Source organism: Thermococcus sp. Bubb.Bath (genome assembly GCF_012027595.1).
GTDB lineage: Archaea > Methanobacteriota_B > Thermococci > Thermococcales > Thermococcaceae > Thermococcus.
Genome location: NZ_SNUR01000002.1, coordinates 165580 through 178590, shown reverse-complemented (window position 1 = coordinate 178590; position 13011 = coordinate 165580). Strand labels below are relative to the sequence as shown.

Sequence of the window (13011 nt, the reverse complement as noted above, 5' to 3'; positions counted from 1 at the left end):
AGCATGGCCATGAGCGGGCAGGAGATTTTCGCACTCTCAGTCTTCATCGGAGTGTACGCGGCAATGATGTCAGAGAAAATCCACAGAACAGTGGCGGCGATGGTTGGGGCGTCTCTGATTCTAATCGTGAACATAGTCCCCTGGGAGAAGCTCCCGGAGTACCTCGACCTGGGTACTATCCTTCTCCTGGCAGGGATGATGGTAGTCATTAACATAGCCAGGGAAAGCGGTCTCTTCGAGTACGTAGCTATAAAAACGGCAAAGCTCTCGAAGGGAGACCCAATGAAGGTTCTCCTCCTCTTCGCGGTTGTCACGGCGGTAGTCAGCGCCTTCCTAGACAACGTGACGACGGTTCTTCTCCTGACCCCAATGCTGCTCTACATCACCCGGCAGATGGAGGTAAGCCCCGTGCCTTTCCTGCTGGCGGAGGTCTTCGCGTCCAACATAGGAGGGACGGCCACGCTCATCGGAGACCCACCCAACATAATGATAGGCTCCGCCGCTGGTTTGAGCTTCAATGAATTCATACTCAACATGGCCCCAATAGCGTTCATTGATCTCTTCGTTACAGTGGGAATAGTCTACCTCGCATACAGGGGAGCGGTGAATGCCCACAAAGACCGCACGGAGAAGATAAAGCTCAGCATAATGAGCCTCAACGAGGACGAGGCAATACGTGACAGAACGCTCTTCAACAAGTCCCTGGCGATAATAGGCCTCGTAATAGTTGGGTTCTTCTTCCACGACAGGTTGGGCGTTGAACCGGTGGTAATAGCGCTCACCGGAGCCTCGATACTGCTACTGTGGAGCGGAGCATCGCCGGAGGAAGCACTGGAGAAGGTAGAATGGGCAACTCTGTTCTTCTTCGGTGGTCTCTTCATCATAGTAGGCTCCCTCGTAGAGACTGGTGCAATAGCTCAGGTAGCCAACTGGATGATGGGATACATACATGGAGAGGGCGAGGCAATAGCGATAATAACGTGGTTCTCAGCATTCTCAAGCGCGATAGTGGACAACATACCCTTCACTGCGACCATGATACCAATGATAAAAGCCATGGGAGGGACGCTGAACACGTACCCCCTCTGGTGGGCCCTCTCGCTGGGAGCATGCATGGGAGGAAACGGAACGGCCATCGGCGCCAGCGCCAACGTTGTCGTCGTCGGAATGGCCCATAGGGAAGGAATAAAGATAACCTTTGGGGACTTCCTAAAGGTCGGTATGACCATCATGATGGCCACCGTCGGGGTTGGGATGGGGATAATCTGGCTGAGGTACGTTGGACTGTGAGGTGAGAACATGAGAATACTCGTGCTTATAGACGGCTCGAAGTGGAGCCAGAAGGCCGCCCTCCAGGCGTTCTCCATAGCGAAGAGGAAGAACGCAAAGGTCATCCTCTACTCCGTCCTGGACAGGAGAGAAGCGAGGGCCATCGCATTCCAGCTCAGCATGAGGAGGGGAAACATGGAGGAGCTCCAGAAGTTTGAGGAAACCGCATGGAAGGAAATGAAGAAGAGCATCCACGAGATCATGACGGCCCTCCTCAACGTGGCTCAGGACGAGGGCGTAAACTGCTCAATAAAGGTCAGGGAAGGCAGGGCAAAGGACGAGATACTGAATGAGGCCAACAGCGGCAACTACAGCCTGGTCGTCATGGGAGCCTTCGGGAAGAGCGGAAAGACAAGGATTGGTTCCCTGTTGGAGGAGGTCGTGGGGCTCATAAAGCCGCCCACGATAGTGGTACGCTGAGCCTCACACTATCTTCCCCCCCGACACGATCCGCGGGGCGTAGAAGCTGCCCCTGCGCTCCACTTTTTTATCAATGGCCGAGACATTATTCAGGAGGTCGAAAACGTTTCCAGTGAACATAACACCTTTAATAGGGGTTCTCTCGCCGTTTCTTACAATGTAACCCATGTCCACGGTGAGGGAGAAGTCACCCGAAACAGGATTGGCGGTGTGCTCCCCGAAAACCCTGGAGACAACGAAGCCATCAAAGCCCTCAAGGTCGTCCTCACCAGCTTCCACTACAACGTTGCTGGAGCCGATGTGGGGCATCGTTCTGAAGTCCCTCACAGCGTTCCCGGTGCTCTCCATTCCAAGGAACGAGGCGTACGTATGGTCGAGGAGGAAGCTGCGCACAACCCCGCCCTCCACGAGAACCGTTCTTCTCCCCGGTATCCCCTCCCCGTCGAAGGGATAACTCCCCACTCCGCCTGGAATAGTCGAGTCATCGATTATTGTGATGCCCTCCGGCCCAACTTCCTCGCCCGGCTTCCTGAACCTCGAACGCCCGTAGTAGACGGCATCGCCGTACAGGTTCTCAAGGAAAAGAGAGACCAGCGCCTGAACGACGTCAACATCGAGCATAAGCTCCCCCTCATACTTTACGCCACTGATTGCAAGGTAGCTCTCATCCGCGAGGGACAGGGCCCTCTTTATTGTACCTTCAGCCTCCCCCCATCCGTCGAGACTCCGATACGACTGGGCCCAGTACCCATCCCCACTCTTTCCATCCTTTCGAACAGCGTAAGCGGAAAGCGAGAGGGCCGTACCCTCGTCCTCAAGGGAGATGCCGTTTGAGTTCATAAGGCCGTACTTAACGTAGGCCAATCCCATCGAGCCGGAAAGCGTGTATTCGTGGGATGGCTTCAACTCGACCATCATGCCCGCGTACTCCCCGGCCAGGGAATGGGCCTCCTCAAAGGGAATCTCCTCTATCCTCCTGTCGTACAGGCCATCGACTTTTTTCACTCCATCAGGTTCGGGTAGCCCCCTGAACGGGACGTTTCCCACCTTTGCAAGCTTGATGGTTCTCTCCACGAACTTCCTCAGGGTTTCCTCAGAATGGCTTAGGCCGGTTATGTAAGAGAAGCCCGCCCTTCCGTCAACGCCGACCCTCAGTCCCACGCCGGAGAAGAACTTTCTCTGGGAGCGCTCAAGGGTTTCACGCTCTATTCTGAACGAACCGCTCCGTCCGCTCTCCCAGTAGAGCTCCCACTCGACGTTCTTCCCTTCGAGGATCCTCACTAGTTTTTCGAGCATTCACTCACCCAGTGGCCCTTCGGGAGGACCCTTAAAAGGGCTTCGAACCGCCGGTGAGGGAATCATATATCCCCAGCAGGTGCCTGTAGGTTCCCTCTTTTATATCCGCAAGCTCCTCAAAGAGCTTCATGACCTCCTCATCCCCAGCCATCTTGGCCAGCTTGCGGTAGATGTCCCTTCCTATGGCCTCGGAGAGAAGGGCGAGGGCAAGGGCCTCCTCCGCGTCCTCAGACTTCATCATCTCGCTGCACACGGGGAGGGCATCGAGGGGCGGCGCGTTGAACTCAAGGGGCTTCATCTTGGGGTAAAGCCTGGAGAAAAGCTCCCTCATCGCAGAGGCGTGCTTCCTCTTCTCGGCGGCCAGCCTGCGGAACTCCTCTGAGGTGTCCCCCTCAAGGCGCTCGGCTAGCCACTCGTACGTCTCGGCAGCACAGTCCTCGTTGCATATCGCGTAGCTCAAGAGCTCGTACCCGTTGAGGTTCCGAAGCATTGTCTCAACATCATGAATAACATCCACGTCTATACCCATGTTCCCACCCATGTAATGGTATGGATTTTGACATATATACGCTTTACCTTGATGTTTAGCCACAGTTAACTTAGAAAATAGCAAAAAACATAAATGCCAAAAAGAGAGGAGAACGAGAAATCACCTCAAACCTCCCACCACTGCCCGCGTGAGGACGTGGGGACCGCCATCATCGACCGGAACCCACTGTCCCTTTCCGCAGTAGCCGGGGAAGCTGACCTGAAGGTCCCTCCCAATTGCCTTAATGTTCCTCAACACGTCCAAAATCCTGCCCGAGAGGGCGACGTCCCTAACGTGCTCCTTTATCTCGCCGTTCTCGATGACGTAGCCCTCCCTGGCGCCGAAGGTGAAAGTCCCGCTGGCGACGTCGACCTCTCCACCCTTGTCCCCTATCATGTAGAGGCCGCTCTTCACTTCCTCAACCATTTCCTGGGCCTCCCAAGTCCCGGGCTCGACATAAGTATTGCTCATCCTCACGAGTGGCTGGTGGGCGTAGCTCTGGGCCCTTCCGTGCCCGTTTGGTTCGAGGCCCAGGACTGCGGCGGTTTCCCTGTCGGTTAGGTACTCGTTGAGAACGCCTTTCTTTATTATCTCAACTCTCCTTGCACGTATTCCCTCGTCATCGTAGATGTAGGAGCCGAACTTTCCAGGCAGGGTGGGGTCGTCCACGACGGTGAGTTCATCTACTCCTATTTTCTCACCGAGCTTTCCAGTCAGTATGCTCTCCCCGTTCTTAACCGAGTCTGCCTCCGCCGCGTGCCCAAGAGCCTCATGGATGAAAACGCCCGTGAGCTCGGGGTCCATGATAACGTCAAACTCCCCGGATGGAGGAGAAGAGGCCTTCAACAGTTCCCTCGCCTTGCCGGAGACTACCGAACCCCACTCGTTCAGGTCAACCCGCTCCACAAGCTCAAAGCCCCCAGTCCCACCGAAGACCTTCCAGTACTGCTGCATCTCACCGGAAGAGGCAGCAGTCGCTGAAATCATCAGCCTGACCCTTGGAACGACCGTCCGTATCCTGCTCCCGAGGGAGTTCATGTAAAGCTGCTCCTTAACGCCGTCCCCGTAGAAGGCCTTCCTGTTGCGTATCCCCTCGCCATCAAGGGCGGAATCGGCTTCCCTCAGAAGGGCCAGCTTTTCGGAGATGTCAACGTTCTCAAAGGGCTTCTCCCCCCTGATGACGGCATCGTCAACGACGGGGTCTCCCAGATAAACGGACGACGATGCCTTCGAGAGCCGGGCTATCTTCATGGCGGTTTCGATTACCTTCTCCGCTCGCCTTAGATCGTTGGCGGAGGAGAAGCCCCAGCCCCCTTTGAACGCCCTCACACCTATGCCTTCCTCCATGTTGGATGAAAGCTCCTCAAGCTGGCCGTTCTGTATTGACAGCGACGTCGCGTTGACCTTTGAAATCCTGATTTCAAAGTACTTCACGCCGTACTTCTCCGCCAGTCTCTCGGCGGTTTGAAAAATGCCCTCTTCCACCCTCATCACCTGCGGAAATTTGAGGGAGAGTTTATAAAGCCGACTCCACCAGGAAACATTAATAAGCCCTCTCGTGGATTATATAGATGGTGGTACACATGGCTGGTAGCCCCAGTGATTTCTTCTCATCCCTCAAATTCGGCGAGACCGTTATAATAGAGCACCCATCAGCGGCGATGCCTGAAATCATTTTCCACCTGCTGGTAGAGTTCTGCTCCGAGAAGGGGCTTCCAATACTGATAGACGACATACTCGACACGTATCCGCAGTTCGTATCCAGGATGGAGGTACTTGGACTTCCCCATCCGGAAGCAAAGGTAATCAAGATTGGAGGGGGCAAACTGGAAGCTGGAGAGATAGTTGGGCGGATAGAGGTTGACAAGTACTCAGTTCCCCTCGGGCACTACGGCTCGATGCGCGATAAGGTGATTAAAAGAGAGAAACATGTAAACCCCGTCCTCGGCCTCCACAAGCTGGCCCAAATCTTCAACAGGAGAGAAACCCTCTCCCTTCTAACGACCATCTCCTCGTTCGTCGGAGACGAAAGCAGGATAGCGGTTTACCTCATCAACAGGGACTCAGCGGATGCAGCCGAACCGGGCTTCGTTCCTTCCTTTGAGGAAACCGCCACCACAGTGGCCGAGTGGTACATGGACGGAGAGGACTTCGTTCTCGACGTCATAAAGGCGGCCAACCCAAAGCTCATGGGCGTGGAGTACCGCATACCAGTGTCCGAAGTACTGAAGGGTTAATTTTTTAAGACCCCTATTTCACCACCACCGGTGAATAATAGTGAGAAAGCTGCCGGTGGTTCTCTTCTTACTGCTCCTGCTGCTCCCCCACGCGGGAGCGACCACGTTTCAAGTTCCAGAAAAGGGTGTAATCTACCAGGTAATGGTCGATAGGTTCTACGACGGCAACACGAGCAACGACGCACCGTTTTACGACTCAAGCCACACTGACTACCGCATGTACTGGGGAGGCGACCTTCAGGGTCTTATAGATAAGCTCGACTACATCAAGAGCCTCGGTGTGACGGAGATATGGGTATCCCCGCTGAACGACAACATAAACACAATGGCGTATTCCTCCGCGCCCTACCACGGCTACTGGCCCCATGACTTCAAGAGGATAGAGGAGCACTTCGGAACCTGGAAAACGTTCAGAGAACTCGTGAAGGAAGCCCAAAAGATGGGAATTTGCATCATCATCGACTACGTCCCAAACCACTCAAACCCCTCAAACGCTGGTGAATACGGTAAACTCTATGACAACGGGACGCTTGTGGCAGACTACCTCCACGACGCGCAGAAGTCCAGGATAAACCCATACACGGGGAGCAAGGAGTACATCTACCACCACAATGGGGACATAAGCCAGTGGTTCGGCTTCCAGCTCAAGTACGCGAACCTCTACGGCCTGGCCGACTTTAACCAGCACAACCCCTGGGTCGACACCTACCTCAAACAGGGGGCGGAGCTCTTCCTCAAGGCCGGCGCCTGCGGCTTCAGGATAGACGCTGTAAAGCACATGAACCTCGGCTGGCTTGAAACCCTCTACCTCGACCTCTACTCCAAATCAAACCTTCCCCTCTTCATCTACGGAGAATACTACAACACACAGCCAGCAAGAACCGACGACCTCTACTTCTTCTACCAGTACTCCAACGTCACCTCCCTCCTCAGCATTCCAATAAGGGAGGAGCTGGCGGACACCTTCGCATACGGAGGAAGCCTTGAGAAGCTGGCAAATGACCTCCAAGAGTATTACTCAACCTTCGTTTATCCGAACAAGGCGGTGAACTTCCTCGACAGCCACGACCTCGTGAGGTTCCTCAACATGAACCCCAGCAAGAACCGCTTCCACATGGCGCTTGCCCTCACCATGACGCTCCCCGGAATACCAGTCATCTACTACGGCGACGAGAGCTATCTCGTCAGCCACGACGGGAAGGGCGACCCGTACAACAGGCCCATGATGGTATTCAACAATACGACCGAGGCGGCGAGGATAATAAGAACCCTTGCCGAGCTCAGAAAGACGAACGATGCCCTCGCCTACGGCGACTTCAAGACGATTCACGTAGAATACGCCCTCTGGGCTTTCAGAAGGGACTTTGGAAACCACAGCATCCTTGTCATCGTCAACAAGAGATCGGACAAAGAGCTAACCCTTCCCCTCGACTGGCCGGACGGAACCTACACCGACGTCATCAACGGCATGACCATGAACGTGAGCGGGGGGAAAGCCACCGTATTCCCCCCCGGAAACAGCATCCTGGTGTTCCACAGAGAAGGAGAGCAGAAAAAGCCGCTGATAGGGTCGGTGACTCCGTATTCCGCCCAGCCGGGAGATGTGGTGGCGCTGGCAGGGGCTGCCTTCGGTGGCTCCGGGGATGTAATCGTCGGAGGAGAGAAGGCCCGGATCATCAACTGGAGCAGCAACCTCGTCCTCTTCAGGGTTCCGAAGCTGAAGACGAGCTCCGCCTGGGTGGACGTTTACATCCAGGGAGAAAACGGGGAGAGCAACCACGTGAAGCTCCGCTATTATAGGGGAGATGAGATACCCGCGCTGGTAGCGATTAAAGCCGACGGCCTGAACGGTTATCTTTGGATTAAAGGCAACGTTCCAGAGCTTGCAGAACCGAGACCACTCATAAAGTCCTCAACCGGATACTACTTCACGGTTGCTCCACTTCCAAACGGTACCCCCTTCCAGGTGAAGGTTCTCAACGGACTCCCATGGGAAGAACTCGAACCGACCGGGAAGGTCTACCACGGCGTCGCAAACTGGACGGTGGTTCTAGAACCCGGACCGCTTCCGGAGCAGACTGAAACGAGCACTACAACTACCGTCACATCCACGACGACAACCATCACAAGCACTCCTGAGAAGACCACGACTACAAAGACTACCACAACAACCGCAACAAGCCACCCAGGGAGTTCCCCCACCTCCAGCAACAAAAAGAGCATCTGCGGGCCGGCGCTGGTTCTCGTCCTCGCCCTGCTTCCTCTCCTAAGAAAGAGGAGTTAGTCTTTTAATCTCCCCTCCAACTTTTTTCGGTGAGAGAGATGCCGTACCTGATAATCGAGCATCTTGAGGATATAAGCGAGTGGCTCTGGCTGGAGTACTCCCACGTTGCCCAGTGGTGGGGGAATAAACTCATCTTCACAAACGTCCGCAGGGGTGAGACGGAGAGACTGGCGAAGCTTGGGAGCGTCATCACAGAGAGCGTAACCAAATTCCCCTTCGACCGCTCGAAGCTAATAATTCTTGATCTCCAGGCTGAGGAGGAGCTGAAGCCAGAGGAGGTTGAAGAGGACACCATGATAGTCGTCGGTGGAATCCTCGGAGATGCGGTTCCGCGCGGTAGAACAAGGGAGTTCATAACTTCGAAGATGGAGGGGGTAAAGGTCAGGCACATCGGAAAGCCCCAGTATTCAATAGACGGTGCCTCAATAGTGGCCAAACTGATAGCCGATGGAAAAAGGCTCAAGGATATCGAGTACGAGGAGAACCCGACGATAAGGCTCGACGAGTTCAGCGAGATAACGCTCCACTACGCGGTTCCGAAGCTGGACGAAAAGCCCCTCCTGACGCCGGGCCTCATAAACCTCCAGAAGAGGGAGCTTGGATATACCGAAGCCGACGAGGAAATAAGCGACGAGGAACTTATTGAGTTCTTTGAAGGGAAGAGGGAGCTTTGATTACTTCTCCCATTCCTCAGATAGGGCTTCTATCTCCCTTCTAACTCTCTCCCTGTCCGCTTTATCCACAACCAGGAAGACCTCCTGAACGCTTCCATCGCTCTTGGCCACGAGCTTCAATCCGGTCTGGGTTTCCCGCGTGACCTTTATCTCGAACCCGCGGGAGTCACTGGCGTATATCCTGCCCGGGATAACCTTCCTAACGCCCGGAATCTCCGCTATCCCTTCCAGGGGTTTCCCAAGGCCCTTGAGGAAATGATGCTCCCTCTTGACTCCGCGCTTGAAGTGCTTGGGCATGTTGGAAGACACGTAGGTATGGCTTTTAGATATTACGCAACGCTTAGGTTCCTCTACTCCCACATAGACTGGGGAGGCGTATGGAAGAGGTCTGGATGCTGAGGGAGTTCGAGAAGGTGGCCCAACTTATGCCGGAGAGGGCACTATCATTGATAAAAGAAGATAAAGAGCTCTTCATGGAAATCGTCATCTCCGCATATCTTGATGGACTAATAAGCCTTGGCAAAGCTGCGGAAGTCCTTGGGGTTACCAGAGAAGAGGTTATTGAAGAGTTCAAGCACAGGGGAATCCCCATAAGAACGCCGGACAGGGACGACGTTGCTTCCGAGGTGGATATGGTATTTTGAACGAAATGATCAAAAAGGGCGTTTACTCCTCAATAAAAAGGCTTGAAGAGGTCATGCCCTCTTTCTCACCTTAACGGCGACGCCCTTCTTCGCCCTGACCATTTCCTCTCCGCCCAGGACGGCCTTTCCGACGCCAACGACATTTCCATCGCGGACTATTCCAACGATGTCGTCGGGCCTGATTATCGGGTCAGCCTCGTCAACGCCAACGGCGAAGACGTCGCCGCGAAGCTCGAAGTCCACCTTCACCCAGTAGGATTTAAGCGCGTCGTATATGCGCCCCATTCCGAAGGGCGTAACGCTTATCACGCCGTCCTTGAAGGTTCCAGTCTGCTGGCCGCCGACAAATAGGCGGAGCATCTTCGAGCCCTTAACCTGGCCGTTATCGGGCAGAACGGCCTCTCCAGCACCTGCGCCAAAGTAGAAGTCGAAGACCTTCCTTACCTTCTCAAAGTAGCGGTAAGTTCTGTCCTCTTTCGTTCCCTCAAGCTGGAACTCTCTCAGCGTCTCTGTGAGCGAGGATAAACTCTCGTTGCTCGTCGTCCCGTTTTTGACGTCCGTGAAGATTATTTCCCTTCCGGAAAGCTCAGAGGCGAGCTTCGCTATCTCGACGTAGGCCCCATCGAGGTGGGCAACTATTGGCACGTTCTTCGGGTACTTCTCAAGCGTCTTGGCAAGGAGTTCTGCCGCCGGCTTTATCTCCTCCTCGCCCCAGTGGCCGGTGACCACTATGTCGTACTTAGCTAACCACTCCCACTCGCGCGGGACGACGCCGAAGGGCGAGGTTAGAACCAGCTCGTGGACTTTGAATATCCCGGGACCCAGGGCCTCCTTGACGGCCTTCCGATATAGTGCGTGGGAGCGGGAGAAAGAGTAGGGCTTCCTGGCGGAGCACGGGAAGAGAAGAACCAGCTCGGTGTTCTCGGGCGGGGCGAACCTCTCGGCAACGCGCTCGTGCCACCTCTTCACTTCCGGCCTCCTTATGGAGGCGTCACTGATGAAGTAGACGGTCTCCTTCTGAATGGGCGTGTACTTCTCAAGGTAATCCCCATGTTCAAGGTCTGCTATCCTGAGAATCCCAGCGTTGTACTGGGTCGGGAAGAAGTCCTCCACCAGATAGCGGAGCTTGCCCTCTTCGAGGGCTTTTCTGACCTCGGAAATCGTTTTCTTTGCGAAATCGAGGGAGTTCGGCTCGTCGCTCCAGATGAAGGGGCTGAACTGAGTAAAGCCCTTGCCCTCGAAGTCGTAGAGCTTGAGAGAGCGCGTGTCGAAGGCGTCAACGCCGAGGTAAACAGTAAGGGGGTAGAAGAAGGGTTCCAAATCGGTTATGATCATGACGTTTGGGAACCTCTCGCGCAGCTCCCGGAGGATTCTCACGAAGTAGCGGTACTCCTTAACGAGGATTTTGGAGTTGCCGAGGTAGACGGCATCGAAGTTGTAGCGCTCGATGATCTTGAAGAACTCGTCGAGGTACTCAACCCTCCTCAGGGCCGGGAGGTAGAAGGCGTTGAAGCCCTCGTAGTCCACGCTCCAGAGCCTTCCGAGGGCCTTCTGGATGACATCTTCAGGTGTATAGAAGCTGAGGGGGATCGAAGGTGCCAGGTTGAAGTCGTAATCACCCGGATCTGAGGGATGAAAGAAGGAGTTGAAGGGGGACAGAGTAAAGTCTACCCCTGAGAGGGCAGGAGTTCTAAACGAGCGCTCTCCAAGCCTCACGAGGCCCAGCCTTCCGGGCCCCTCGTGCCTGAGGACTTCCATTGTTATTCCTCAGACGAGGTTGTACCTCTGAAGGAGCAGCAGCTCGTCAAGTGAGAGCTTCTCTCCCTTCTTGAACTTCTCAAGGGCCTCGACAGCCTTCTCAAAGCTGGTGTCCTTCTTGGCGTGCATCCTGGCAACTATGCGGTAGGCTATGAGCTCCTTGTGCTTCTCATCGTACTCGCGTATCTTCTTCTCAAGCTCCCTGAGCTGCTTCCTGACTTCCCTGACCTTGTCGCGGAGCTCGACGACCTTGGCATGGTACTCGTCGGCCTCCTTCTTGACCTCGTCTGCCTTGTTGAACGCGGCTATCATCTGCTCGTGGAACTGCTGGCTCTGGTTGGCGAGCTTCTGTATCTCAAGGCTTATTCCCCTCCGGGCCTTCTTGAGCTGGTCGACTTTCTTCCTGGACTCAACGAGCTTCTTGTGGAACCTCTCCGCCTGCTGGATGATCTCAAGCTCGGTCGCGAGAACCTGTATCTGGTCGACGATCTGCTTCTCCCTGTCTGGGGTTATCTTGGGATTGGTCTGGAGCTCCCACTCAAGCTTCTCTATCTTCTCCTGGATCTTATCCGAGGGGAGCTTCATCCTGCGGAGCTGGTTGTACTCGTCCCTCTTGGTTCGGTACTCTAGGATCTCCTGATAGAGGAGGTCAAGCTTCGCGTTTATCTCCTCACGGTTCTTCTTAAGCTCCTGAATCTGGGCGTTGATTTCATCCCTCTTGGCCTTGTACTCTCTGCCCTTCTGGCGAAGTTGCTGGACCTCCTTGTTCTTCTCGTCCCTCTTTTGAATCCAGCTCTGGAGCTCCTTCTCGAGCTCGTCGAGCTTGGCCCGGACTTCGTTTCTCTCCTTCTCCAGGGCCTCAATTTCCTTCTTGATCCTCTTTATTTCCTCTGGATCCACTTTGACCATTGGCATCGCTCTTACCCCTCTCCTCTTTTTAGAACAGCTCTCAATCAGGCTTTTCTGGAGGGGATGGAAAAAGTGAATATAAAAACTTTTTGGCCCGCAAAAAGGTGGAGGGGATGATTATCCCCCTCATCCCACCCTGACGAAATGGACGTCGATACTTCCGTCCTTCCCCATTCCAAGCACGGCGTAGCCGTAGAATCCACCCTCATCCGGGTCAGTGACGTACAGCGGGGCCCCTGCACCGCCGGTTATGATCATTGGTACACCCTCATACTCACCGTACCAGTTCATGTGGATATGGCCAAAGACTCCAAAGGAGTGGTACTGCTTCATCAGGGATAGGAGCTTCTCGGCTGAGTTGCGGTTCATTGTGTGATGTCCGTTCAGCCTCGGGTCGTAGAGTGGAGCGTGGGCCACCACGACAACTCTCCCCCCGGCCTTGTTGGCTTCATTCAGCTTCTCCTCAAGGAAGGCCCACTGCGCGGGGGCAGGGTGTAACCCCTATCAACGTCGTCCAGGAAGACGTAGGTGAAGTTTCCAAGGGAGAACGCGAAGTCCTCGGAGGGGCCGAAGAGGTAGTGGTAGATGTTCTTGCCCTCACCCTGGTACTCGTGGTTGCCGGGGCTCACGAAGAGGGGAACTTTCCAGTGCCAGACCCCCATGAGGTCAACCCACTCGTTTATCCTCCCTGAGTAAACGAGGTCGCCGTTGTCGATAGCGAAGACGGGAGAGGCGTTGTTCACTTCTTTCACTATCTTGACAAAGACCTCCGGAACCGGGTCGTTCCTGTGGGCTGGCCTGTGGTCGCCGAATGCGATGATGGTGTAGTTTGAGACCTCCTTAGGAGTTATAGAGAAGCCGGAGGAGCTAGTAAGGGTTATTGTGGTGTTGAGACTACCGCATTCTCAGGGTAGTTGAGGTAGGAGGGTTA

The 13011-nt window shown here is 54.8% G+C and carries 14 protein-coding genes; 6 read left to right on the top strand and 8 right to left on the bottom strand.

Annotated features, from left to right (window positions below; translation table 11 throughout):
• Positions 1-3 precede the first annotated feature (3 nt).
• Entirely contained in the window at positions 4-1290 is a 1287-nt protein-coding gene (locus tag E3E29_RS06125) for an SLC13 family permease (RefSeq protein ID WP_394352980.1), read from the top strand.
• Positions 1291-1299: 9 nt separating this feature from the next.
• On the top strand, positions 1300-1749 hold the full coding sequence (locus tag E3E29_RS06120; RefSeq protein WP_167910103.1) for a universal stress protein: 450 nt from the start codon (positions 1300-1302) through the stop codon (positions 1747-1749).
• A 3-nt stretch (positions 1750-1752) separates the two neighbouring features.
• Here E3E29_RS06120 and E3E29_RS06115 read toward each other — a convergent pair whose 3' ends face one another.
• The 3 genes from E3E29_RS06115 to E3E29_RS06105 form a co-directional block, all read right to left on the bottom strand.
• Entirely contained in the window at positions 1753-3045 is a 1293-nt protein-coding gene (locus tag E3E29_RS06115) for a TldD/PmbA family protein (RefSeq protein ID WP_167910102.1), read from the bottom strand.
• A 31-nt stretch (positions 3046-3076) separates the two neighbouring features.
• On the bottom strand, positions 3077-3586 hold the full coding sequence (locus E3E29_RS06110) for a ferritin family protein (protein WP_167910101.1): 510 nt from the start codon (positions 3584-3586) through the stop codon (positions 3077-3079).
• 108 nt (positions 3587-3694) lie between these two features.
• Positions 3695-5065: a TldD/PmbA family protein gene (locus tag E3E29_RS06105; protein WP_167910100.1), complete on the bottom strand. Its 1371-nt coding sequence runs from the start codon at positions 5063-5065 to the stop codon at positions 3695-3697.
• An 80-nt stretch (positions 5066-5145) separates the two neighbouring features.
• Between E3E29_RS06105 and E3E29_RS06100 the strand changes: the two genes are divergently transcribed.
• From E3E29_RS06100 to E3E29_RS06090, 3 genes are read left to right on the top strand one after another with little or no spacing between them, the layout of a single operon-like run.
• Positions 5146-5811 (top strand): DUF257 family protein, encoded by a 666-nt coding sequence (locus E3E29_RS06100; RefSeq protein WP_240922794.1) that lies wholly within the window; start codon positions 5146-5148, stop codon positions 5809-5811.
• A gap of 40 nt (positions 5812-5851) precedes the next feature.
• On the top strand, positions 5852-8095 hold the full coding sequence (locus E3E29_RS06095; RefSeq protein WP_167910099.1) for an alpha-amylase family glycosyl hydrolase: 2244 nt from the start codon (positions 5852-5854) through the stop codon (positions 8093-8095).
• A gap of 38 nt (positions 8096-8133) precedes the next feature.
• A complete protein-coding gene (locus tag E3E29_RS06090; protein WP_167910292.1) occupies positions 8134-8769 on the top strand; it encodes a hypothetical protein in 636 nt (211 codons plus the stop codon).
• Here the strand turns inward: E3E29_RS06090 and E3E29_RS06085 are convergent, their stop codons facing one another.
• Complete coding sequence (locus E3E29_RS06085) at positions 8770-9066, bottom strand: DUF2103 domain-containing protein (protein ID WP_167910098.1); 297 nt, start codon at positions 9064-9066, stop codon at positions 8770-8772.
• An 80-nt stretch (positions 9067-9146) separates the two neighbouring features.
• Between E3E29_RS06085 and E3E29_RS06080 the strand changes: the two genes are divergently transcribed.
• Positions 9147-9413: a UPF0175 family protein gene (locus E3E29_RS06080; RefSeq protein WP_167910097.1), complete on the top strand. Its 267-nt coding sequence runs from the start codon at positions 9147-9149 to the stop codon at positions 9411-9413.
• Positions 9414-9464: 51 nt separating this feature from the next.
• On the opposite strand, the gene arcS is transcribed toward E3E29_RS06080, so the two are convergent.
• The 4 genes from arcS to E3E29_RS11805 form a co-directional block, all read right to left on the bottom strand.
• A complete protein-coding gene (gene arcS, locus E3E29_RS06075; protein WP_167910096.1) occupies positions 9465-11171 on the bottom strand; it encodes an archaeosine synthase subunit alpha in 1707 nt (568 codons plus the stop codon).
• A gap of 9 nt (positions 11172-11180) precedes the next feature.
• Entirely contained in the window at positions 11181-12086 is a 906-nt protein-coding gene (locus E3E29_RS06070) for a coiled-coil protein (RefSeq protein WP_167910095.1), read from the bottom strand.
• Between the two features lie 120 nt (positions 12087-12206).
• The gene (locus E3E29_RS11810) at positions 12207-12500 is read right to left on the bottom strand and encodes a hypothetical protein (RefSeq protein ID WP_240922793.1); all 294 of its coding nucleotides are present in this window, start codon (positions 12498-12500) and stop codon (positions 12207-12209) included.
• A 32-nt stretch (positions 12501-12532) separates the two neighbouring features.
• Positions 12533-12832, bottom strand: a complete 300-nt coding sequence (locus tag E3E29_RS11805; protein ID WP_342764682.1) for a metallophosphoesterase — start codon at positions 12830-12832, stop codon at positions 12533-12535.
• Positions 12833-13011 lie beyond the last annotated feature (179 nt).